Source organism: Idiomarina piscisalsi, from assembly GCF_003987095.1.
In the GTDB taxonomy this organism is placed as follows: Bacteria; Pseudomonadota; Gammaproteobacteria; order Enterobacterales; family Alteromonadaceae; genus Idiomarina; species Idiomarina piscisalsi.
In genome coordinates, this window is record NZ_PIQA01000004.1 from 63,322 (window position 1) to 85,326 (window position 22,005).

Consider the following 22,005-nt stretch of genomic DNA (forward strand, 5'->3'; position numbering starts at 1 on the left):
CTCCTCAAGCCTTACTTCGCGCTGGTTGTGTCAAAGTAAGATTTACCGGCTTTAGCCATTTCGCGCATGCCGTCGGTAACCTGATAAATTTCGCCCAGGTGCGCGTACTTGTCTGCCAGTTGAATAAAGTTGTCGATACCTACAGTTTCCAGGTAACGGAACGGGCCGCCACGGAATGGAGGGAAGCCTAAGCCATAAAGCAATGCCATGTCTGCTTCGGCAGCAGAGCCCACGATGTCTTCTTCCAGACAGCGAACCACTTCGTTCACCATTGGGATCATGCAGCGAGCAATGACTTCGTCTGCGTCCAGCTTTTTGCCTTGCTCACAGCCGAGTAATTCGTAAGTCGCCGGATCCGCTTCTTTGGTTGGCTTACCTTTTTTGTCGGTGCCGTAAACATAGAAGCCTTTACCGTTTTTCTGACCGTAACGCTCAGCAGCTGCCAGTTTGGCAATAGCGCTTGAGGTGTCACGTTTCATGCGGGTAGGGAAGCCATCTTCCATAACGACCGTACAGTGATCAGCGGTGTCGATGCCGACAACGTCGCTTAAGTACGCGGGGCCCATAGGCCAACCGAATTGCTTCTCCATAACCTTGTCGATGCCAACAAAATCGACGCCTTCGTCGACCATACCGGCAAAGCCTGCCAGGTAAGGGAACAATACACGGTTAACTAGGAAGCCAGGGCAGTCGTTTACGACGATAGGCGTTTTGCCAAGTTTCAGTGCGTAGGCGACTACCGCATTAACGGTTTCGTCTGAGGTTTTCTCGCCACGAATAATCTCAACCAGCGGCATCTTATGTACCGGGTTAAAGAAGTGCATGCCGCAGAATTTTTCAGGGCGCTTCAGGTTCTTCGCTAATTCAGTAATCGAAATAGTTGAGGTGTTTGACGTTAAAATAGCGTCGTCACCGATAACGCCTTCAATTTCAGCCAGCACTGAGCCTTTAATCTTCGGATTCTCAACAACGGCTTCTACGACAATGTCGACATCTTTAACGGCTTCATTCAGCAAGGTTGGGGTAATAGAAGACAAGACTTTAATCATCTTCTCGTTATTTACCTTACCGCGCTCAACGCCTTTTTTCAGGATCTTGCCGGCTTCTTTCATGCCCAGGTCTAAAGCGTCTTGCTTGATGTCTTTCATCACGGCAGGGACGCCTTTTAACGCTGACTGGTAAGCGATACCGCCACCCATAATACCGGCGCCTAATACACCCGCAGTTTTGATTTCTTTGGTTGCGGCTTTGGCGTATTTCTTCGACTTACCTTTAACAGCTTGATCAGCCAGGAATATACCAACCTGAGCCTGGCATGCGTCAGTTTGAGTCAGATCGAAAAACGCATTATTTTCTGCTTTCAATGCGCCTTCGCGATGCTCGCGAGCGCCGTTTTCAATTGCTTCTAGCGCCTTGTGTGGTGCCGGGTAATGTTTACCGGCTTTCGCTGCAATCAAGCCTTTTGCTGTAACCAACGTCATCATTAACTCAGTGTCGTTAGCTTTAAGCGGCTCTAACTTAGGCTGACGCTTGGCTTTCCAGTCTTGTTCGCCGGCAGCGGCAGCTTTCGCTAAATTCAACGCCGCTTTTGTCAGGTTTTCTGGTTCAACGACCGCATCGACAGCACCCACTTTCAGCGCGTCTTCTGCTTTGTTGTTTTTACCTGTGGTGATCCACTCTAAAGCGTTGTCAGGACCAATAACGCGTGGTAAACGCATCGTGCCACCAAAGCCAGGTATAAGGCCCAGTTTAACTTCAGGCAGGCCGATAGTTGCTGTGGTGTCCGCTACACGGTAGTCACAGGCTAATAGCGCTTCACAACCACCGCCTAATGCGAAACCTTTAACCGCACCAACGGTTGGTACCGGCAGGTCTTCTAATTGGTCAAATACGCGCGATGCTTTTGCGACCCAGCTGCGGGTCTTTTCTTGATCAGAGAAGAGTGTCAGGAACTCTGTAATGTCAGCGCCGACAATAAAGGTCGACTTGCTACTGGTGACAATGACGCCACGCAGGTCATCTGTATCTTTAAGTTTTGTCAGCGCTTCGCTGAATTCTTCTAATGTTGCCTGGTCGAATTTATTAACCGAGCCTTTCGCATCAAATTGTAATTCTGCGAAACCTGGTTCGATAAAATCGACCCGAATGCTTTCACCTTGATAGATCATCTTGGGTCTCCCACGACTTCCATTAATTTGTTGCTGTAAAGAAACTGATTCTGTTATAGCTTTGGGTTAAGGTAGAGAGAGTTTGGCGTGAATACGCTAATTTTTCAACGGTTATTTAAACATGCGTTTGAATTAATGAACAAGCAGTCGTTTATCCTACGTTACAGTCGAACTTGTATTTTTGCTTGCGCGGTTGCTATAAGCGGGTTTTCGCATGCAGAGCCTGCGGTGACAGAAGTCATGGCATCGGAGCAACGAGAACAGCAACGCGAGCTCTTTAAAAAGGCTGAATATGCAGCCAAAAGAGGGCGTTTAAATGAGTACCGGCAGTTACTCAAAGAGCTCGAAGGCTACCCTTTAAAACCTTATCTGGAGCTTGCTCGTCTGGAGCAGGTGGGGTACTTAGCCAACGAAGACAGAGTGTTAAAGTTCCTTGAAGATTATGAAGGCACGCCATTGGATTGGCAGCTGCGCCAACCCTGGTTAAGTTATCTGGCTGGCGAAGACGAGCACAAACGCTTCATTCGCGACTTTAGACACCCCGGAACCCTCACTCATCGCTGCCAGTTTATTCATGCACGCCGTAAACAGGACTTAGAAGACGGTCCCTTCAAGCGGCAGGTCGATGCTATTTGGCAACATGGCTTCTCTTTACCCCAAGCTTGCGACCCAATCTTAAAAGAATGGGCTGAATTAGGTGGTCGTACAGACGAACTGGTTTGGAAGCGTCTGCGATTAGCGGCTACCAGTGGTAATGCGACGCTTGTTCCCTACCTGACGGGCCTGCTTCCGGAACTGCAACAGTATCTTGGCGAGTTTTATCATAAGGTGCGTTACTCACCGGCTGCTTTAGAGGATGAAAGTTGGTTTAAAGGTCGTTATCCCAACAAAGAGGCTGAAATTGCGACCTTTGGCTTAAAAAAGCTTGTTTGGAGAGATGAGAATATTGCTTTACGAGCCTATAAAAAGCTTAAAGAGAGCCTCCCTTTTAATGATGAACAGCTCGCTGAGATAGCTGAAGAATTTGCGGTGGCGCTGAGTTTAGATGACCACCCTGAAGCAAGAATTTGGCATTCTCGAGTACCACCTGAAGCATTGAATGAAAGGGTGTTACAGTGGCGGTTAGCGGTGCATTTAAAGGATAATGATTTTGAAGGGCTAAGAGCCGTTATAAACGCGTTGCCTATCGCCATAAAGCAAGGGAACCAGTGGCGTTATTGGTTGGCGCGTAGTGAGGAGAAGCTGGGGAATGAGCTTGTTGCACAGGAGCTTTATGAGGATTTATCAGACGAGCGCCATTATTATGGCTTTTTAGCGGCTGCGCGATTGCAAAAGCCTATTAGCCTCGAGCAGGAAAAGCTGGAAGTAAGCGTACTTCAGTTAGAGCAGGTACGCAGCCACCCCAGTGTCCAGCGGGCTTACGAGTTTATCCAGCTCGAACGCTGGGTGGATGCTCGCAGAGAGTGGAATTATCTACTGACCCAACTTGACGGCGAAGAGCAAAAAGTTGCTGCGTATTTGGCAAGTGAATGGGGGTGGCACGATCAAGCCATTTGGACACTCGCGCAAATTGGTCATTTCGATGCAGTGGGTATTCGGTTTCCATTGGCCTATCAGGATATTTTAAGTCGTGCATCTCAGGCTGCAGGAATCGATGAAGAATGGGCTTTGGCAATAACCCGGCGAGAAAGTGCGTTTCGACACGATGCCTATTCTAGTGCGGGCGCGCGGGGGCTTATGCAAATACTGCCAAGTACCGCTAAAAAGCTTGATGGAAAGGGCAATTGGCGACGCCTGAATAACCCTTCAGTTAATGTGCGTTTGGGCACTTATTATTTAGGCCGCTTAAAGCATCGTTTCGAAAACAATTGGTTACTGGCAACGGCGAGCTATAACGCGGGCTACTACCGGGTGAAAGAGTGGCTGCCGGAAGATCCTATGGAAGCAGATGCATGGATTGAAACAATACCCTATTATGAAACAAGAGATTACGTTAAAGCGGTATTAAGTTATCAGCAGATTTATCGGATGTTGGGTGGTAAAGAAGATAATTTATTTGAAGACGTGATAGACATGAAAATTGTTGGTTCAGAATAGGACGACTTTATGACCACATCGGCCGGTTTATGGCGGTTGTTTCAAAGCCACATTGATGAATTGCAAAAGCGTGCAGCGCGCTTGTTAGAACGCGAAAATTTAGAGTTACTCGCGATTCATTCAGGTCAGCAAAAGCGCTGGTTTCTGGATGACATGAATTACCCGTTTAGAGCGAATCCTCACTTCAAAGCTTGGTGTCCAGAAACGCAATTACCGAACGCCTGGATTATCGTTCAACCAAAAACAAAGCCGACCTTGGTTTTGCTGGCAGCTGATGACTTTTGGCATACCGTTAAATCGGTTGAGTCTGAAGATTGGACGGCGGCGTTCCACGTGGAACATTTAAAAACACCTGAAGCTATAGAAACGCTATTACCTTATGACAAAAAGCACGCCGCTTATATTGGTGAGCATATCGAGGTGGCTAAAGCCTTAGGTTTTGAGAATATCAACCCAGACCCAGTATTGCACTTTTTCCATTATCACCGATTGTTTAAAACCGACTATGAACTTGCCTGTTTAGAAGAGGCGAATGAACTCGCCGCACGAGGGCACATAGCGGCAGCTGAAGCTTTTGCTGAGGGAGCTTCTGAATTTGAATGCTTACTGAGCTATATGTCAGAAACTAAGCAAGGCCAGAACGAGGTGCCATACAGCCACATTATTGGCCAGAATGAAAATGCCAGTGTGCTGCATCACTGGCAGCTTGCTACTGCAAATAAAACACCGTTGCGCTCAATGCTTGTTGATGCCGGCGCGGAGGTTTGCGGATACGCGGCAGACATTTCGCGGACTTGGTCTTACGAACATAACGAATACGAAGAGCTCATTGTGGCTGTCGATCAGATTACGTTGGCGTTGATTGATAAGTTGAAGCCTGGTGTCAGTTTCCCTGACTTGCACAAGCTTGCTCACGAACAAATAGCCAACTTGTTGTTTGCGTTTGGCTTTGTTCGTTGTAGTCCTGAGCAAATGATTGAAGAGGGCATTACAACGGTCTTTTTCCCGCATGGCTTAGGGCACCCACTTGGTTTACAAGTCCATGATGTTGGCGCAGCGCAAGCTGATGAGCGGGGGACTCCTATTCCGTCACCTCAAGGCCAACTCACGCTGCGAACAACACGTACGGTTGAAGCAAGGCAGGTTTATACCATAGAGCCCGGCATCTACTTTATTGAACCTTTGCTGAATAAGCTGGCGTCGTCGAATAAAAAACACCTGATTAACTGGAAGCGTGTCGACGAGTTTCGCCCGTTCGGTGGCGTTCGAATTGAAGATAACATAGTGGTGTACCGTGAAAAAAATGATAACTTAACGCGCCGAACAGAGCTGAAAGACTTTAAATTAAAGGTGGGTTAAGTTGTCAGACGAGAGCTATTTAATTGCCATAAGTGATGCTGAAGCAGAAATTGAAGTAAAAGGCAGTCGGTTTATAGCGTGTATAAGCCCTGCGAAAACCCCTGAAGAAGCAATCGACTTCAAAGAGTCAGTTAAGAAGCGCTACCCAAAAGCGAGCCACTATTGCACGGCTTCGATATTTGGTCACCCTAATGACAGTAACGGTTATGCTTATAGTGATGACGGTGAGCCCTCTGGAACGGCGGGCAGGCCTATGCTGATGGCACTGTGTGACGTCGGTATAGGACAGGTAACCGCTGTGGTTGTTCGATACTTTGGGGGAACGAAGTTAGGTACAGGCGGTCTTCAGCGAGCCTATAAAGATGCGGTACTTGAAGCTTTGCCTGACTTAGCTGCCGAAACCTTAATATTCAAAAAACCCTTTTCAGTCAATTTTGACTATACCGACCAAGGGGCTGTTGAGCCGCTTTTTGAGCGTTATGACGCTGAGGTTTGGGAAGCTGAATACAGCGACATTATTAAACAAGAAGTACGAATAGAGCCGTCTAAAGTGGATGAACTACAGGAAAAACTAAAGGCCGCCACACAAGGGCGTGTGCAACTGCGGCCTTATGAACCCATCGATTAAAAGAACATTGCACTGGGTTGGAAAACTCGCTCAACCTGATCAATGTACTTCTTATCCAGTAAGAACAGAATAACGTGGTCGTCCGAATGAATGATGGTTTCACTGTGTGCCATAAGCACCTCGTTACCACGCACGATTGCGCCGATGGTTGTACCCGGTGGTAATTTGATGTCTTTAATGGCTTTACCAACCACTTTTGAGGTGTCTTCGTCTCCGTGTGCGATGGCTTCAATAGCTTCCGCAGCACCCTTTCGCAGAGAGTAAACGTTAACAATATCGCCTCGACGGACGTGGGTCAGTAATGCCGACACGGTTGCTCGTTGCGGCGAAATGGCAATATCAATTTCTCCGCCTTGCACTAAGTCGACATAAGCACTGCGTTGAATAAGCACCATGGTTTTGCGTGCGCCCATACGTTTAGCCAGCATGGCCGACATGATATTGGCTTCATCGTCGTTGGTGACGGCAATGAAAACATCAATGTCTTCAACGTGTTCTTCTTCTAATAGCTTTTGGTCAGACGCATCGCCCCGGAAAATTAAAGTGTGCTCCAGGCGCTGAGACAATTCCTCGGCTCGCGCTTCAGAGCGTTCAATCAGCTTAACCCGATGATCACTTTCAAGCTGCTTCGCTAAGCCTGCACCAATATTACCGCCGCCAACAATCATAATTCGGCGATACTTGTCTTCAAGCTTTTGTAGCTCTTGCATGACCGTACTAATGTGTCGGGTATCCGCGATGAAGAATATTTCATCGTCGGCTTCAATAACCGTTGTTCCGGTTGGGCGAATAGGCTTACCTTGACGGTAAATGGCTGCGACACGGGTATCGATATTGGGAATGTGCTCGCGCAAGGTGGAAATAGCATGGCCCACCAGCTTACCGCCATAATAAGCCTTTACGGCAACGAGAGACGCACGGCCACCGGCAAACTCCATAACCTGCAAAGCGCCGGGGTAATCAATAAGCCGCTTAATGTAATTGGTAACGAGCTGCTCAGGTGAAATGATGTTATCGACCGGCGCATCCTGATTATGAAACAGCTGATCTTTGTAGCGAATGTATTCTTCTGAGCGAATCCGGGCAATTTTCTTTGGCGTATTGAAAATAGAGTACGCGACCTGGCAGGCAATCATATTGGTCTCATCGCTGCTGGTTACAGCAATAAGCAGGTCGGCATCGTCTGCCCCCGCACGCCTTAAAACGTCCGGGTGAGCGCCATTTCCTGCTACCACGCGCAGATCATATTTGTCCTGCAGGTCGTCTAACAAATCGGCGTTTGTGTCGACAATCGTGATATCGTTCTTTTCACCGACTAAGTTTTCAGCAAGCGTGCCTCCAACCTGACCAACCCCAAGTATGATAATTTTCATTGTGCTTTTTTGAGTCTCGCGTAAAAGAATCCGTCGCCGTCAGCTTCACCGGGTAAAATTTGCAACATATCCCGATTCGCCTCTATGGGTATGAGAGTAGCATCGCTGTGCTGTTTTAGGAAAGCCTCAACCTGCGTTTGGTTTTCATCTCGTAATATAGAGCACGTCGCGTACAGAAGTTCGCCGCCAGGCGCTAATGTTTCCCATAACGCCCTCAATATTTTGCCCTGAAGCTCTGCAAGCTCGCTTATGTCGCTCTGGCGGCGCAGCCATTTGATATCGGGGTGACGACGAATAACACCGGTAGCCGAGCAGGGGGCGTCTAATAATATACGGTCAAAGGACTTGCCGTCCCACCAGGCTGAAGTATCTGCAGCGTCTGCGCAATGAACCTCTGCGAAGAGTTGCTGACGTGTTAAGTTCTCTTTAATGCGTTCTATTCGGTTTGCATCGAGTTCAACCGCTTGAACGGGGTAATCAAAAGTGTGTCTTTCCAACAGGTGTAACAATTTACCGCCTGGCGCCGCACAACAGTCGAGCACACGATGATTGGCGTCCACGTTTAAGTAATCTGCCGCAAGTTGGGCTGAACGATCTTGTACGGAAACGGCACCTTCGTGGAAGCCGGGAAGTTTATCGACAGAGCAGGGGGTTAACAGCTTAATGGCATTACGGGCCTGAGGGTCTGCAACTGCTTCTATGCCTCCGTCTTGCAGCTGACGAAGATAATCATCACGAGAAAACAGCCGCTCATTGACCCGCAGCCACATTGGCGGATGCTGGTTATTTTCCTGAAGAATAACCTCTGTCTTATTACCGTGGTCGTTTTCTAGCTGCTGAACCAGCCAGCGCGGGTGATTTTGGTTGTTGTCTTCAGGTAATTGGCGTTCAAAGTTGTCGTTTGCCTCGGGCGCTTCTCGCAATAGCTGGCGTAACACCCCGTTAACCAAGCCTTTGTTATTTCGCTTTTTTAAAACGGCAGCGGCTTCTACCGTCGCGCTGACGGCCGCATGGTCTTTTATCCGCTGGCAATAGAGCTGATAAGCACCGACCAGCAACAGATAATGCAGAATCTTAAGCTTACCTTTAAGGGGTTGCTGAAGCTTAGCACCTACTAATTTGTTTAATGTCGGCAGGACACGCAATACACCATAGCTTATTGCACTTGCTAAGCGTTTATCTGACGCAGAAAGCGTTGCTGTAGCATTGGGTAAAGCGGTCGATAGAGACTCACCTTTTTCCAACACCTGAAAAAGCGCAGTGGCAGCGGCGGCTCGGCTCGCGGCTCCTGAGCCATTACTTTCGGTTTTATTAGGCTCACTCATGATAGCTGTAGGCTTTCAGCAAATACTTTGGCGTAACCGTTTATCAGCGTAGCAGCGGGCTGTGGTTTCTTGCCCGGCATCTGCGCTTTAGTAATTCTTAGAACACCGTCTCCGGTGGCAACATCAATGCCGTCATTGGAGCTTTGTAGGATAGTTCCGGGAGCCTCCCGGGTTGCTCCTTGTGCAATTTCAGCTTCGAGTATTTTAATGGTTTTCTGTTCACCCAGTTGGTCAGACTCGCACCAACTGACAGGCCAGGGAGTAAATGCGCGAGTACATCGCTCTATAAAAGCGGCGGACTCATTCCAGTCTATTTTCGCTTCTGCTTTGCTGAGTTTTTTCGCATAAGTGGCTTGTGTATCATCCTGAACGGTTGCGTTCGCCTGATATGCATCCAGGTCTCTCAGCGTTTCAACTAAAGCTTGTGGGCCAAGTGCTTCCAGCTTCTTATACAGCGATGCGGAAGTTTCGTTAGGGTCAATTGCGCAGCGCTTTTCCAGTAGTACAGGGCCTGTATCTAACCCTGCTTCCATTTGCATAACAGCAACGCCTGACTCTGTATCGCCTGCCCATACCGCTCGTTGAATAGGGGCTGCACCTCGCCATTTTGGTAGCAGTGAGCCGTGAACATTCAGGCAACCTTTAGCGGGAATATCGAGCGCCGCCTGTGGCAACAGTAAACCATAAGCGACAACAATCATGACATCCGGTTTTAATGCCTGGAGCTGTTGCTGTGCTTCCTCCGTTTTCAGCGACTCGGGCTGAAATACGGGTAATTGATTGGCTTCAGCCAGCTGCTTAACGGCGCTAGGCTGTAATTTTTTCCCGCGCCCGGCAGGGCGGTCAGGTTGGGTATAGACACCGACAATATCAAAGTCAGTGTCTAAAAGGTGCGACAAGTGCTGTGCCGCAAAGTCAGGAGTTCCGGCAAAAACGATGCGCATTATTGGGCTTCCGAAGCAAACTTCTCTGCTAAACGCTGCTCTTTTTCAAGCTTCTTGCGAATGCGCTCACGTTTCAATGGCGATAGGTAATCTACAAACAGCTTGCCGTTTAAATGGTCAATTTCGTGCTGGATACAAATAGCCAGTAAGCCTTCTGCATTCATTGAGAACTCTTCACCATTTTTATCCAACGCTTTAACAGTAATGGTCTCGGCCCGTTCAACTTTGGCGTAAACCCCCGGGAACGACAGGCAGCCCTCGTCATTTTTAAAATGCCCTTCGGCCTTGGTTATTTCCGGGTTAATAAAAACCAGTGGTTCATTTTGATCTTCGCTGCAGTCAGCGACAAACAAGCGCTGGTGCACGTCTACTTGCGTCGCCGCAAGTCCAACACCTTGTTCGTCGTACATGGTTTCGAACATATCATCGATAACCGCACGGATAGAATCGTCTACTTTCGCAATTGGTTGTGCGACTTTACGTAAACGTTCGTCGGGATATTTAAGAACTGTCATTTTTGCCATAGAAACCTCCAAAACTTCATCTACCCTATAGTTTACCTTAAATTGACCGGTGAAGGACAGGGCATGGATGCTGAGCAGTTATGTTTATTAATGGGGGCGTCAAGGGCGTCAAACAAGGTACAGAAAGCCGCGAGGGAGTGTGCCTCTATTGCCGAGCTATCTGAACGATGGGGGCAATCGTTTAAACCGGTCGACCCTAAATGGGTGAAAGCGGCGAAAACATGGACGCAAACGGAGCGGCAGGGAGTCATTTCGTATTTTTGTGATGACTATCCTGAGCCGCTAAAGTCTATTCAGAATCCGCCGTGGCTGCTGTATTACCGGGGGCGCAAAGAATTGTTGCAAGGCGTCGGAGTGGCTGTTGTCGGCAGCCGAAAAGCATCGCACAGTGGCTTGCAAATTACGGACTGGATAGCAAAAGACTTGGTTGCTGCAGGTATCGTGGTGGTAAGCGGTCTGGCAATGGGTATTGACGCACAGGCGCACAAAACTGCGGCGGATAAAGGCAAAACCATTGCGGTGCTTGGGACAGGAATCGATCAGTATTACCCACGCAGAAATAAAACGCTGCAAGATTTCATTGCTCATCAGGGGCTGCTGATTTCTGAATTTCCGCCGGGACAGACTGCCAGAATTGATCACTTCCCGCGCCGCAACCGTATTATTAGTGGTATTAGTCAGGCTGTTGTGGTGGTCGAGGCGGCTCGTAAAAGCGGCTCTCTGTCGACGGCTATTCATGGTCTTAATGAAGGTCGGGAAGTGGGGGCGGTACCGGGCTCTGTGCTGATGCCGGAACACCAGGGCTGTCATTGGTTATTACAGCAAGGCGCTAAGCTTATTAACACACCACAGGATATTCTTGATTGGTTTGGGGTAAGCGCTACCGGCTCGGTCGATGGCGGCGAACCGCACGAAGAGAATCAAAGCTTGGCAAACTGCCGTTTGTTCGCTAGTCTGAATTCAGAGCCACGAACAATTGATGACATGGTACAATTGTCCGGACTCGAGGTTGCTGAAGTCATGGAGAAGATAGTGTTATACGAATTAGAAGGACTTGTGGCAGCCGTACCAGGCGGTTATATCAAAGTGGGGAGGCGCTAAATCATGTTTGATATCCTCATGTATTTATTTGAAAACTATATCCATTCTGAAATGGAAGTGGTGGTCGATCACGACGAGCTGACCAATGAATTAACGCGCGCTGGTTTCCGTGAACAGGAAATTCAAAAGGCGTTAGCGTGGTTAGAGTGCTTGGCCGACTTACAAGAGTTAGAAACTAAATCCTACATCGATGCATCAGCCACTCAGGCAACTCGCATTTATACGGCCGATGAAATGACTCGTCTGGATAGCCAGTGTCGTGGTTTTATCATGTATCTGGAAAACTTGGGCGTGTTGGACTTTGCTACGCGTGAAGTGGTTATTGATCGTGTCATGGAGCTGGAAACAAGCCGCTTTACATTAGACGACCTAAAATGGGTTGTTTTGATGGTGTTGTTTAATGTGCCCGGACAAGAAGCCGCTTATGATCAGATGGAAGGGCTTCTGTTCGAAGAAGCAGACGGACCCTTACATTAATGTCCGCTGATGAACGCTGCCCGCGTTGTCAGCGGCTGTTAGTTATAAAGCATGTTGGCCATAACAGTTTTTTAGGCTGTACAGGCTACCCGGACTGCGACTACAAGCGTGGCTTAAGAGAACAGTCTGAAATAGAGCCGGAAAACTTAGGCGTTCCTTGCCCTGAGTGCGGCGAAGAATTGCAACTGAAAAGCGGTCGCTATGGCTTATTTGTCGGGTGCAGTAACTTCCCGGCGTGCGAGTTCGTTACTGAACCTGATGCGGGTAATGACGACACCATTCAATGCCCTGAGTGTAAAAAAGGTCAGCTACGACAAAAAACCTCCCGCCGAGGCACCGTATTCTACGCTTGCGACCAGTACCCCACCTGCCAATTTACGGTGAATCAGCCTCCCGTGGATGAGTCTTGCCCCAAGTGTGGTTTTGCACTGCTAGTGAAGCGAAAAACGGCCTCCGGTGTGCGAAAAGTCTGTATACAAAAGCAATGCGACTATAAATCTGACACGCTATAATACCCCGCAACGATTTAACGAGAGAGAGTGCTATGTCTCACGACTGGGAAGCCGCGAAAGAGGCGGTAAAAACCGGGGTGATAGCGTACCCAACAGAAGCCGTTTTTGGGCTTGGCTGTGACCCGTCCAACGAAGTTGCTATTCAACGATTACTCAGCTTAAAACAGCGCCCTGCAGAAAAAGGCGTTATTTTAATTGCCGCTGACTACAGCCAATTGCTGCCGTACGTCGATGATACCGCTATACCGCAAGATAAACGGTTCTCCGTGCTTTCTCACTGGCCGGGGCCTGTGACGCTTATTCTGCCAGCAAGGAAAACAACGTCGCGGCTGCTGACTGGCGGGCGAGACACTATTGCTGTACGTGTGTCAGCTCATGAAGCGGTAAGAGAGTTATGCCGTGGGCTTGGTCATGCATTGGTGTCCACCAGTGCCAACCTAACTGGCGAAGAGCCGGCACGTACCGCCGAAGAAGTTAAACAGCAGTTTGGTGATAAAGTCAGCTGGGTAATGGATGCCCCAACCGGCGGCGCTAAGAACCCGACTCGTATTATCGACCCATTTAGCAATAAGGTGCTTCGAGACGATGCATAGTAGCTATTTAACGCAAGTAAAAGACTACTTAATGGCACTGCAGGACAGTATTTGCCAACAGCTAGAAGAGGCAGACGGTGCAGAAAAGTTTCAGGAAGACAGCTGGGACCGCCCAGGCGGGGGCGGCGGGCGCTCACGAATATTGAAAAACGGGGCTGTTTTTGAGCAAGGCGGCGTCGGTTTCTCGCATGTGTATGGTGAAAAAATGCCTGCCTCTGCAACTGCGCATCGGCCGGAGCTTGAAGGTCGTGACTTTAATGCCTGCGGCGTATCGTTGGTGTTGCACCCTAAAAACCCATTCGTACCCACTGTTCATATGAACGTGCGCTTTTTCATTGCACAAAAAGAAGGCGAGGAGCCGGTCTGGTGGTTCGGTGGTGGCTTTGACCTAACTCCGTTTTATGCGTTTGAAGAAGACGTTGTTGGCTGGCATAAAACCGCGAAACAGGCGTTAGACAGCGTTGATGAAGCCTTTTATCCAGAATACAAACAATGGTGTGACGACTACTTCTTCCTTAAACACCGCAATGAGGCGCGTGGTGTGGGTGGTGTTTTTTTTGATGATCTGAACGACCGACCATTCGAAGAATGCTTTTCGGTAATAAAGGCGGTGGGTGGTGCGTTTACCCGGGCTTATTTACCGATAGTGGAGCGCCGTAAAGATACGCCTTACACGGAGCGCCACAGAGATTTCCAGCTGTATCGCCGCGGGCGTTATGTTGAATTTAACCTGGTTTGGGACAGAGGCACTTTGTTTGGCCTGCAAACAGGTGGCCGTACGGAATCAATTTTAATGTCGATGCCTCCGCTTGTGCGTTGGGAGTACAACTGGACACCGGAGCCTGGTTCGCCCGAAGAACAGCTAACATCTTATTATTTGCAACCCCGAGACTGGCTGGCAGAGAAATGACGAACCCAGTGCGTTTAGGTGTTTTCGGCAATCCGGTGGCCCACAGCTTGTCACCAATCATTCATAGTTTGTTTGCAGAGCTTCGCGATGAACGTATTTTGTACGAGCGAATGCTTGCAACGCCGGCTTATTTTCCAAAAGCGGTAGCGCAGTTTTTTCGAAACGGTGGCTCGGGTGCGAATGTTACCTTGCCGTTTAAAGAGCAAGCTGCACAACTGGCGAACACCTTAACGGATAGAGCGCGGGTTGCTGGCGCAGTAAACACTTTAATAAAAGTCGGTTCAGGCCTTGTTGTTGGAGATAATACTGACGGTGAAGGTTTAGTTAAAGACTTAAATAGCGAGGGTTTTGATGTAAGTGGGCGCTCACTTGTCTTGTTGGGTGCGGGCGGCTCGGCTCGCGGCGTGTTACCGGCATTACTGAGTTTGAATCCGGCGAAGGTGTATTTGGTTAACCGAACGTTGGAAAAAGCCCAGGTGCTTAAGCAACTGCTTGTCGATTTGAGCGTTCACGGTGCCGAAAATATTCAGGTTGTATCAAATGCCGAGAGTATTAACGAACAGGTTGATGCAGTCGTAAACGCCACCAGCAGTAGTCTTCACAATATCGACATTCCATTGCCGGGGAGTTTTGCGGATGATGCATGGGGCTATGACTTAATGTACAGCGACACTCCTACCCATTTTCTTAGACAACTGGAAAAGGCTGGCGTTAAAAACCGTGCAGATGGCCTGGGTATGCTGATTGAGCAGGCGGCGTCCTCTTACCAATTATGGATGGGTGGTGAACGACCGGATACGACCTTTGTTATGTCTAAGTTAAGGCCTAGAACCTATTGATTTATAAGCAATTTACGAAAAGTCTTATAAGGCTTAAAAGTTACCGAACAAAAGAATATAAAAAAATGGATTTTGGTAGTAGATCATCCCGAATTTTGTGGTAGTCTGTTTGACCGGTTTGGGAAAGTTTTTCAGTCTTGCTGAAACCTAAATCGACAAGTTTCCACAGAGAAGCTTGAATGATAAAAATAATAAGGTATGTCAGGGTACCTGCCGTTTTAAATCCCTCTATATCAATAAGTTAGCTATTTTAAAAGACACGGGGAAACTTTGTTTTCTGACTGTGGCGAAATACGTTGTTAACAAACATATCAACAGCTTATGCACAGGGTGTTCAGTGGTGCGAAACCCTCAGATGTGGCATCCTATAGGAAATGCTTAATCGGACACAAAACCTATGTCGGCAACAGTTCCTGAGAACCCCTTTATTCTTGTTGATGGCTCATCGTACTTATTTCGTGCTTTTCATGCGCCACCACACTTAACCAACTCGAATGGCGAGCCAACCGGCGCAATATACGGCGTAGTAAATATGCTTCGCAGTCTTTTGAAAAAGTATCAGCCGTCGCACATGGCGGTGGTTTTTGATGCCAAAGGCAAAACGTTTAGAAGCGATATTTACGAAGAGTATAAAGCGCACAGGCCGCCAATGCCGGATGACCTCAGAAGCCAGATAGAGCCGCTGCACAATATCGTAAAAGCCATGGGCCTGCCGCTGCTTTGTATTGACGGTGTCGAAGCCGATGATGTTATTGGCACATTAGCCCAGCAAGCGGGTGACCAAGGACGTTTCACCTTGATTAGCACTGGCGATAAAGACATGGCGCAGTTGGTGAATGAGCATGTCATGCTAATTAATACCATGACTGATACCTTGCTTGATACCGACGGTGTTGAGAAAAAGTTTGGGGTTAAGCCTGAACAAATTATTGATTACTTGGCACTTATGGGTGACAGCTCAGATAATATTCCGGGTCTTCCAAAAGTGGGCGAAAAGACTGCGCAAGCGATGCTTCAGGGCATACCCAGTATTGATAAAATTTACGAAGATGTTGAGGCGGTAACATCTTTGTCATTCCGTGGGGCTAAGTCTATGCCGGATAAGCTTCGTGAGTACAAAGATCAACTCCTCATGTCGCGTGAGTTGGCCACCATAAAGCTCGATGTAGAGCTACCCATGCACCCGGATGATCTCCATATTCAACCGGCAGATTCGGAAAAGCTGGCCGAGCTTTATGGTCAGTGTGAGTTTCGCCGTTGGTTAGGCGAGCTTATGGAGCAGGGCGCTGCGACGGATCAAGCATTGGGTCAAGAAAGCTCTGATAAAGTCAGTAGCGATATCTCTTCGGAGAATTATAGAACTCTGCAAACGGAAAAAGATGTCGAAGACTATTTGAAGGAGCTGTCCTCAGCGCCGTTTTTTGCTTTTGATACAGAAACCACCAGTTTGAACTATATGCAGGCTGAGTTGGTGGGGGTGTCATTGGCGAAAGAACCCGGTAAAGCGGTTTATATCCCGGTAGGACATGATTACATGGACGCCCCTGAACAAGTCAGTCGTGACTGGCTGCTGGAAAAGCTGAAGCCGATTTTAGAAGGTGACAGCCCGAAAAAAGTGGGCCAGAACTTAAAGTATGATGCGCATATTTTACGTCGCTATGGCATTCGCCTGGGTGGTATTTTAAATGACACCATGCTGGCGTCTTATGTGTTTAATAGCGTCGGGTCACGCCACGACATGGACACTCTGAGCCTGCATTATCTAAACCATAAAACGATAAGTTTTGAAGACATTGCTGGTAAAGGCGCAAAACAGCTGACCTTTAACCAAATTGAACTGGAGAAAGCTGCGCCTTATGCAGCTGAAGACGCAGACATAACCTTACGCCTGCATGAAGTGCTTTGGAAAAAAGTCGAAGAAACCGGCAGTGAGCTGCAAAGTGTTTTAACCGATATCGAAGTACCTCTTATTTCGGTGCTGCGCGATATGGAGCAATACGGCGTTCGAATTGACGCTAATTTGCTGGGTAAGCAAAGTCAGGAAATTACCGAAAAACTGGCTGAGCTTGAGAAAAAGGCGTTCGACATTGCCGGTGAAGAGTTTAATTTAGGCTCGACCAAGCAGTTACAGCGTATTTTTTTCGAGAAGCTGCAGTTGCCGGTGATTAAGAAGACGCCTAAAGGGGCGCCTTCAACGGCGGAAGAAGTTTTGCACGAGCTGGCGCATGACTATCCGTTGCCGGATGTTATTTTGCAGCATCGTAGCTTGTCTAAGTTAAAATCGACCTATACCGACAAGCTGCCGAAAATGATAAACCCGGATACGGGACGTGTGCATACCTCGTATCAGCAAGCGGTTGCCGCAACCGGACGACTGTCATCGACGGATCCGAACTTGCAGAATATCCCAATTCGAACCGCAGAAGGACGCCGCGTTCGCCAGGCGTTTGTTCCGGAAGATGGCTATAAAATAGTGGCTATCGATTACAGTCAAATAGAACTGCGTATTATGGCTCACTTGTCGCAGGACAAGTCACTGCTGAATGCCTTTGCCGAAGGGCTGGACATTCACCGGGCAACGGCAGCAGAAGTCTTTGGATGCAAAACTGAAGAAGTAACTGATGAGCAGCGTCGACAAGCTAAAGCAGTAAACTTTGGGCTTATTTATGGTATGTCGGCATTTGGTTTGGCGCGTCAGCTTGGTATTGCTCGTAACGATGCACAGCATTATATGGACAAATATTTTGAGCGCTTCCCGGGCGTGTTGAAGTATATGGAAGACACGCGTAAACAAGCGAAAGAGCAAGGGTACGTTAAGACCTTATTTGGTCGTCGTTTGCCTTTGCCGGACATAAAAGCAAGTAACGGAGCGCGTCGAAAAGGTGCTGAGCGTGCGGCTATCAACGCACCAATGCAGGGCACGGCGGCTGATATTATTAAAAAGGCGATGCTGCAGGTGGCGGACTGGATAGATACAAATAACTGCAAGGACGATGTGCGCATGCTAATGCAGGTTCACGATGAACTGGTCTTTGAGATAAAAGAAGCAAAACTGGACGACTATATTAAAGAGTTAACAGCAGTTATGGAAAACGCTGCACGCCTTGATGTGCCTCTAATTGCAGAGGCAGGAAAAGGAAAAAACTGGGATGAAGCACACTAGATTCAAAAAAAGCTGAACTTTTTTTGAGCACCCTAGTCAGATTAATTGAGGGAAATAATCCACCCTCAACAAATTGTTCTCCCTGGATTACTTTTTACCCGGCTCTTTTGAGCCGGGTTTTTTATGCGCTTTTCTGAGTCGAGTTGTTTTTGTCCCGCGCAGGCATCCCCGCAAGCCCGGAGCGGCCCTTACGGTTAGCAAACCAAACACCAACCAAAATAGCTGCCATACCGACACCATGCTGAAGCCAGAAAGGTTCACCGTCTAGTACACCCAGCAAAACCGCAACAACCGGAATAAGGTACGTCACTGAGCTGGTAAATACTGTGTTCGTTAAACGAACCACATGGTTAAAAATAACTAAGGCGCCGGCCGTACCAATAATTCCTAAAACCAATATCGACACTAAAGACAGCATTGCGCCCGGTTGTTGAACTTGCGTCATAAAGTCAGTGCCAGCAAACAGATAAATCGTTGCAGGTACTGCAGCCATTAATAATGAAATGCCGGTTATTGTCAGTGGTGCGAGGTCGGTTATTTTATGCTTTATCAGATTCAGGTTAAGGCCATAGCAAACGGTTGCAGCCATGACTAACAGTGCGTAGAGATTAAAGTTCCAGCCGCCGTTAGCGGATGCGGTAATGAGCAACAGCGTGCCACCTAAACCAATAATAATGCCGATAACTTGAGCTATACGAGCAGACTGGTGAAAAAACAGGGCACCGATAACCAGTGTGGTGATAGGTGTAAGTGCATTCAGCACGCCGGTGACACCGCTGGCCAGTTGCGTTTGTGCAATTGCGAACATGAAAGCCGGTATGAAGCTACCGACTAACCCAACGCTGGCTAATTTCAACCAATGTTTACGCGTTATTTTATTCAAACGCTTCGCAATAAATGGTGCTAACACAATGCCGGCCGAGCTGATTCTTAACGCACCGACTTCCATTGGACCAAAAGCGATAAGCCCCTTTTTAATCAGCAAAAATGAGCTACCCCAAATAAGAGACAGCAGCCCTAACAGCAACCAGGCGCTTAATGGGTGTTGGTTATCCGTCATCTTGGCTGCCAAACCACTCATTAAGTTTGTTTTCGAGCTGCTCGACGCCAATGCGCTTTAATGACGAAAAGGCTTCGACCTGAACATCTCCGTTGAAGGCAATAGCGGCTTGCCGAGCTTGTAGAACGGTTGATTTACGAGCACCTTGCTTTAATTTGTCTGCTTTTGTCAGCAACGCCAGTACAGGAATGCCGCAGTCCGCAGCCCAGTAGATAAGCTCTTGATCAGTTTCACGGAACGGATGGCGAATATCCATGAGTACCACAATGCCTTTTAAGCTATCGCGCTTTTGCAAGTATTCAGCCAATGCTTTTTGCCATTTCTCTTTAACAGCCATAGGGACTTTGGCGAACCCATAGCCGGGTAGGTCGATAAGTCGCTCTCCACTGTCGAGCTCAAACACGTTAATTAGCTGCGTACGGCCCGGAGTCTTACTGGTTCTTGCCAGCGACTTCTGCCGTGTAAGCGTGTTGAGAGCGCTTGACTTGCCGGCGTTTGAGCGTCCGGCAAAGGCTATCTCTATTCCCGTATCAGGCGGTAACTTGGTAATATCCGGCGCGCTGGTAACAAAGCTGGCGCTTGCGTAGTTCAAAGGTTTCATCGACACAGATAGGGTCACTTATTGGTTAAAAAAGCAAAGACAGACGCCATTATGAATGATCTGAGCACGTCAGCCAACGATGAATTCCAGATAGATTAGCTATTAATCATTTAATCCACACAAGTTTTGTGTAAAATAGCAACCTGTTTAAGGTGATTTGTTGGGGCGCATGGCGCCATCCAGAACAGAAGAGAAGCAAACATGAAAAAATTCGCAATCTTATTGGGACTTTTCTTCGGTACCACGGGTATCGCATTAGCGCAAAGTGGCGATGCCGAAGCTGGTAAAGAGAAATCGCAGGTATGTGCGGCTTGTCATGGGCCCAATGGTGAATCTCCGACCGATATGTACCCGCACCTGGCCGGTCAGCATGAAAAGTATCTGTTAAAGCAATTAAAAGACTTTAAACTGGCGTCTGAAACAGGCGGCGAAGAAGGTCGAAATAACGCCGTAATGATGGGCCAGGTTGCTAGTCTGTCTGAGCAGGACATGGCCGATTTAGCCGCTTATTTTGCGTCTCAGGATGAGCCTAAAGGGGAAACGCCAAAAGACTTAATTGCTAAGGGCGAAGATTTCTTCCGTCGTGGTAACCCAGAAACTAATGTTCCTTCATGTGCAGGTTGTCACGGACCTCGTGGTAACGGAATGGGCTTGGCGGCATTCCCGGACATTTCAGGTCAGCACGCAGCTTACACTAAGTCTCAGTTGGAAATGTTCCGCAGCGGCGAACGTGCAAATGACCCCAATGGTATGATGCGCGGTGTTGCTGAAAAGATGACAGATGAAGAAATTGAGCTGATGTCAAAATTCTTAAGCGGCTTGTATTAAGCCTCTTTACAAGCCAATAAACAGACTAAAAGCGGCTTAAAGCCGCTTTTTTTATGGTTAAGCTAATAATAAGTAAGCTGTTTTCCCATTGTTAACAAAAAGTAATAAAAAAGTTGGTTTTTAGATCAAGAAAGTTGTTGAATTAATATTTGGTTCAAGTATTGTAAACAACGCTCGAGGACGATGTAGCCTGACAAAAACAAAAATAATTGGCACAGAACCCTTGAGAAAATAATAAAAAGACTGTAAAAATACAGCTGACTCGATACAAAAAAATAACAAGAGGTCGAGGAGATTATCGAAAAGTTAGATTTCGTTTTTATAAACGGTCATCTCATTTATCGATAATCCAGGGAGTAAATAGCCGAGAGGCTTGCGGTTGCTCCATTTAATAATAACAACAATAAAAGCAGGTTACGGAAGACCGCAATAACAAACTCGGAAGCAGTGACAACCATTCTCATAGTAGCAGTGCGCTGCCCATCTTATGAGAAAGCAGGCGATGGAAACATCGCCTTTTTTCTTTTCTGCCCTCATTATTATTCCAACAATGACGTTTTACGCATTCTTGCGTTACAATACCCCTATATCTTTACTTTAAAGTTTTCCTAACCAGGAGCGACAATGACTCGCCGAAAGAAAACACGTAAAACAGGTCCTTTGGCGCCTTCGAAGCAGCCAAAAGACAAGCGCCCAAGTGAAACAAGCACTAAAGGTAAAAAGAAAGGGAAAGGTCTGCGACCGGGCCAGCGGCATTTAGAGAATCAAAAAGCAGGTGTTGCTCAAAGTAAAAGTACGGACGAGAAAGATCCTCGCATTGGTAGCCGCCGTAAAATAGAGCTCGTGATGACGCCTGAGCAGGAGCTTCAGCAGCTGCAAAATGATGAACGTTTGCAGCGTTTGGTCGAGCGCTTTGAGGAAGGTGAAACGCTCAGCGCTGACGATCAACGTTATTTGGACGAAAAGTCAGAGCGTTATGAGACACTTGTCAGCAAGCTGGGCTACGAGCTTGATGACGACTGGGATGATGAGGAGTACTAATGTCCAGTGAATTACTTTGGGTGATAGCCATACTTGGGCTCGTTATTATTATTGGGCTTGGCTGGTATGCCACAACGCTAATGTTACGCCTGCGGGGTCAGAATAATATACGTAAAGCGGCGGTGCAAAAGCGTATTGATAGGATTGATGAGAGTATTATTACGATTGCTAAAGCGATGCAGCAAGAGCAATGCCCGCTTTCTGAGGGCTGTCTGCGCATTGTTGTGCTGCTTGATCATAGACCGGAAGCTGTAAAATATGACTACTCGCAGGATTACCCGGCGATGCACGACATGTATGAAAAAATAAAGCACATGCCGACGCATGAAAACCGTAAGAAGTTTCCGAAGAAAAAAATTCGCGCACTTGATGATGAGCGTGAAGGTTATGAGAAAACGATGCGCGACATTATTCTTGCAGACGTCGACAAGCTATTGAAAAACTTTCCCGCCGCCTGAGGAG

At 47.8% G+C, this 22,005-nt stretch carries 20 protein-coding genes; 13 read left to right on the forward strand and 7 right to left on the reverse strand.

Features of this window, described 5'->3' with window-relative positions; translation table 11 throughout:
* Positions 1-11: 11 nt before the first annotated feature.
* Positions 12-2,168 carry a fatty acid oxidation complex subunit alpha FadB gene (fadB, locus tag CWI73_RS06840; protein WP_126752101.1) on the reverse strand — a complete coding sequence of 719 codons (2,157 nt, stop codon included), beginning with the start codon at positions 2,166-2,168 and terminating at the stop codon, positions 12-14.
* 87 nt (positions 2,169-2,255) lie between these two features.
* On the opposite strand from fadB, the gene CWI73_RS06845 reads away from it, so the two are divergent.
* From CWI73_RS06845 to CWI73_RS06855, 3 genes are read left to right on the forward strand one after another with little or no spacing between them, the layout of a single operon-like run.
* A complete protein-coding gene (locus tag CWI73_RS06845; protein WP_241968856.1) occupies positions 2,256-4,265 on the forward strand; it encodes a transglycosylase SLT domain-containing protein in 2,010 nt (669 codons plus the stop codon).
* Positions 4,266-4,274: 9 nt separating this feature from the next.
* Complete coding sequence (pepQ, locus tag CWI73_RS06850) at positions 4,275-5,624, forward strand: Xaa-Pro dipeptidase (protein WP_126752102.1); 1,350 nt, start codon at positions 4,275-4,277, stop codon at positions 5,622-5,624.
* A 1-nt stretch (position 5,625) separates the two neighbouring features.
* Positions 5,626-6,252, forward strand: coding sequence for a YigZ family protein (locus tag CWI73_RS06855; RefSeq protein WP_126752103.1), 627 nt, complete (start codon positions 5,626-5,628; stop codon positions 6,250-6,252).
* Here CWI73_RS06855 and trkA read toward each other — a convergent pair.
* From trkA to def, 4 genes are read right to left on the reverse strand one after another with little or no spacing between them, the layout of a single operon-like run.
* The gene (gene trkA / locus CWI73_RS06860; RefSeq protein WP_126752104.1) at positions 6,249-7,625 is read right to left on the reverse strand and encodes a Trk system potassium transporter TrkA; all 1,377 of its coding nucleotides are present in this window, start codon (positions 7,623-7,625) and stop codon (positions 6,249-6,251) included. The two genes, CWI73_RS06855 and trkA, sit on opposite strands and share 4 nt — an antisense overlap.
* Positions 7,622-8,950, reverse strand: a complete 1,329-nt coding sequence (gene rsmB / locus CWI73_RS06865) for a 16S rRNA (cytosine(967)-C(5))-methyltransferase RsmB (protein WP_126752105.1) — start codon at positions 8,948-8,950, stop codon at positions 7,622-7,624. Before rsmB ends, trkA begins: the two co-directional genes overlap by 4 nt.
* Positions 8,947-9,894 carry a methionyl-tRNA formyltransferase gene (gene fmt, locus CWI73_RS06870; protein WP_126752106.1) on the reverse strand — a complete coding sequence of 316 codons (948 nt, stop codon included), beginning with the start codon at positions 9,892-9,894 and terminating at the stop codon, positions 8,947-8,949. The genes rsmB and fmt overlap by 4 nt, the downstream gene beginning before the upstream one ends.
* Positions 9,894-10,418 carry a peptide deformylase gene (gene def, locus CWI73_RS06875; RefSeq protein WP_053954113.1) on the reverse strand — a complete coding sequence of 175 codons (525 nt, stop codon included), beginning with the start codon at positions 10,416-10,418 and terminating at the stop codon, positions 9,894-9,896. Before def ends, fmt begins: the two co-directional genes overlap by 1 nt.
* A 63-nt stretch (positions 10,419-10,481) precedes the next feature.
* Here def and dprA point away from each other — a divergent pair, with 63 nt between their 5' ends.
* The 7 genes from dprA (at position 10,482) to polA (ending at position 18,013) form a co-directional block, all read left to right on the forward strand.
* Positions 10,482-11,519: a DNA-processing protein DprA gene (dprA, locus tag CWI73_RS06880; protein WP_241968857.1), complete on the forward strand. Its 1,038-nt coding sequence runs from the start codon at positions 10,482-10,484 to the stop codon at positions 11,517-11,519.
* A gap of 3 nt (positions 11,520-11,522) precedes the next feature.
* Positions 11,523-11,996 carry a DUF494 family protein gene (locus tag CWI73_RS06885; protein WP_126752107.1) on the forward strand — a complete coding sequence of 158 codons (474 nt, stop codon included), beginning with the start codon at positions 11,523-11,525 and terminating at the stop codon, positions 11,994-11,996.
* Positions 11,996-12,508 carry a DNA topoisomerase family protein gene (locus CWI73_RS06890; RefSeq protein WP_126752108.1) on the forward strand — a complete coding sequence of 171 codons (513 nt, stop codon included), beginning with the start codon at positions 11,996-11,998 and terminating at the stop codon, positions 12,506-12,508. Before CWI73_RS06885 ends, CWI73_RS06890 begins: the two co-directional genes overlap by 1 nt.
* Positions 12,509-12,540: 32 nt before the next feature.
* On the forward strand, positions 12,541-13,101 hold the full coding sequence (gene tsaC / locus CWI73_RS06895; protein ID WP_126752109.1) for an L-threonylcarbamoyladenylate synthase type 1 TsaC: 561 nt from the start codon (positions 12,541-12,543) through the stop codon (positions 13,099-13,101).
* Positions 13,094-14,011, forward strand: coding sequence for an oxygen-dependent coproporphyrinogen oxidase (hemF, locus tag CWI73_RS06900; protein WP_126752110.1), 918 nt, complete (start codon positions 13,094-13,096; stop codon positions 14,009-14,011). Before tsaC ends, hemF begins: the two co-directional genes overlap by 8 nt.
* Positions 14,008-14,850: a shikimate dehydrogenase gene (gene aroE / locus CWI73_RS06905; RefSeq protein ID WP_126752111.1), complete on the forward strand. Its 843-nt coding sequence runs from the start codon at positions 14,008-14,010 to the stop codon at positions 14,848-14,850. Before hemF ends, aroE begins: the two co-directional genes overlap by 4 nt.
* 397 nt (positions 14,851-15,247) lie before the next feature.
* Complete coding sequence (polA, locus tag CWI73_RS06910) at positions 15,248-18,013, forward strand: DNA polymerase I (RefSeq protein ID WP_126752112.1); 2,766 nt, start codon at positions 15,248-15,250, stop codon at positions 18,011-18,013.
* A 121-nt stretch (positions 18,014-18,134) separates the two neighbouring features.
* Here polA and CWI73_RS06915 read toward each other — a convergent pair whose 3' ends face one another.
* The gene (locus CWI73_RS06915; RefSeq protein ID WP_126752113.1) at positions 18,135-19,073 is read right to left on the reverse strand and encodes a DMT family transporter; all 939 of its coding nucleotides are present in this window, start codon (positions 19,071-19,073) and stop codon (positions 18,135-18,137) included.
* Complete coding sequence (gene yihA, locus CWI73_RS06920; protein ID WP_380298940.1) at positions 19,063-19,674, reverse strand: ribosome biogenesis GTP-binding protein YihA/YsxC; 612 nt, start codon at positions 19,672-19,674, stop codon at positions 19,063-19,065. The genes CWI73_RS06915 and yihA overlap by 11 nt, the downstream gene beginning before the upstream one ends.
* 201 nt (positions 19,675-19,875) lie before the next feature.
* On the opposite strand from yihA, the gene CWI73_RS06925 reads away from it, so the two are divergent.
* The 3 genes from CWI73_RS06925 (at position 19,876) to CWI73_RS06935 (ending at position 22,001) form a co-directional block, all read left to right on the forward strand.
* Positions 19,876-20,502 carry a c-type cytochrome gene (locus tag CWI73_RS06925; protein ID WP_126752114.1) on the forward strand — a complete coding sequence of 209 codons (627 nt, stop codon included), beginning with the start codon at positions 19,876-19,878 and terminating at the stop codon, positions 20,500-20,502.
* Between the two features lie 624 nt (positions 20,503-21,126).
* Positions 21,127-21,543, forward strand: coding sequence for a Der GTPase-activating protein YihI (gene yihI, locus CWI73_RS06930; protein ID WP_126752115.1), 417 nt, complete (start codon positions 21,127-21,129; stop codon positions 21,541-21,543).
* A complete protein-coding gene (locus CWI73_RS06935; protein ID WP_126752116.1) occupies positions 21,543-22,001 on the forward strand; it encodes a DUF2489 domain-containing protein in 459 nt (152 codons plus the stop codon). Before yihI ends, CWI73_RS06935 begins: the two co-directional genes overlap by 1 nt.
* Positions 22,002-22,005: the final 4 nt, after the last annotated feature.

Excerpts from the sequence above, each read along its gene's own strand:
- trkA (WP_126752104.1), bottom strand. The coding sequence starts at position 7,625 with ATGAAAATTATCATACTTGGGGTTGGTCAGGTTGGAGGCACGCTTGCT.
- hemF (WP_126752110.1), top strand. The coding sequence starts at position 13,094 with ATGCATAGTAGCTATTTAACGCAAGTAAAAGACTACTTAATGGCACTG.
- yihI (WP_126752115.1), top strand. The coding sequence starts at position 21,127 with ATGACTCGCCGAAAGAAAACACGTAAAACAGGTCCTTTGGCGCCTTCG.
- fadB (WP_126752101.1), bottom strand. The coding sequence starts at position 2,168 with ATGATCTATCAAGGTGAAAGCATTCGGGTCGATTTTATCGAACCAGGT.
- aroE (WP_126752111.1), top strand. The coding sequence starts at position 14,008 with ATGACGAACCCAGTGCGTTTAGGTGTTTTCGGCAATCCGGTGGCCCAC.
- rsmB (WP_126752105.1), bottom strand. The coding sequence starts at position 8,950 with ATGAGTGAGCCTAATAAAACCGAAAGTAATGGCTCAGGAGCCGCGAGC.
- polA (WP_126752112.1), top strand. The coding sequence starts at position 15,248 with ATGTCGGCAACAGTTCCTGAGAACCCCTTTATTCTTGTTGATGGCTCA.
- tsaC (WP_126752109.1), top strand. The coding sequence starts at position 12,541 with ATGTCTCACGACTGGGAAGCCGCGAAAGAGGCGGTAAAAACCGGGGTG.
- dprA (WP_241968857.1), top strand. The coding sequence starts at position 10,482 with ATGGATGCTGAGCAGTTATGTTTATTAATGGGGGCGTCAAGGGCGTCA.
- CWI73_RS06885 (WP_126752107.1), top strand. The coding sequence starts at position 11,523 with ATGTTTGATATCCTCATGTATTTATTTGAAAACTATATCCATTCTGAA.
- pepQ (WP_126752102.1), top strand. The coding sequence starts at position 4,275 with ATGACCACATCGGCCGGTTTATGGCGGTTGTTTCAAAGCCACATTGAT.
- def (WP_053954113.1), bottom strand. The coding sequence starts at position 10,418 with ATGGCAAAAATGACAGTTCTTAAATATCCCGACGAACGTTTACGTAAA.
- yihA (WP_380298940.1), bottom strand. The coding sequence starts at position 19,674 with ATGAAACCTTTGAACTACGCAAGCGCCAGCTTTGTTACCAGCGCGCCG.
- fmt (WP_126752106.1), bottom strand. The coding sequence starts at position 9,894 with ATGCGCATCGTTTTTGCCGGAACTCCTGACTTTGCGGCACAGCACTTG.
- CWI73_RS06925 (WP_126752114.1), top strand. The coding sequence starts at position 19,876 with ATGAAAAAATTCGCAATCTTATTGGGACTTTTCTTCGGTACCACGGGT.
- CWI73_RS06935 (WP_126752116.1), top strand. The coding sequence starts at position 21,543 with ATGTCCAGTGAATTACTTTGGGTGATAGCCATACTTGGGCTCGTTATT.
- CWI73_RS06915 (WP_126752113.1), bottom strand. The coding sequence starts at position 19,073 with ATGACGGATAACCAACACCCATTAAGCGCCTGGTTGCTGTTAGGGCTG.
- CWI73_RS06890 (WP_126752108.1), top strand. The coding sequence starts at position 11,996 with ATGTCCGCTGATGAACGCTGCCCGCGTTGTCAGCGGCTGTTAGTTATA.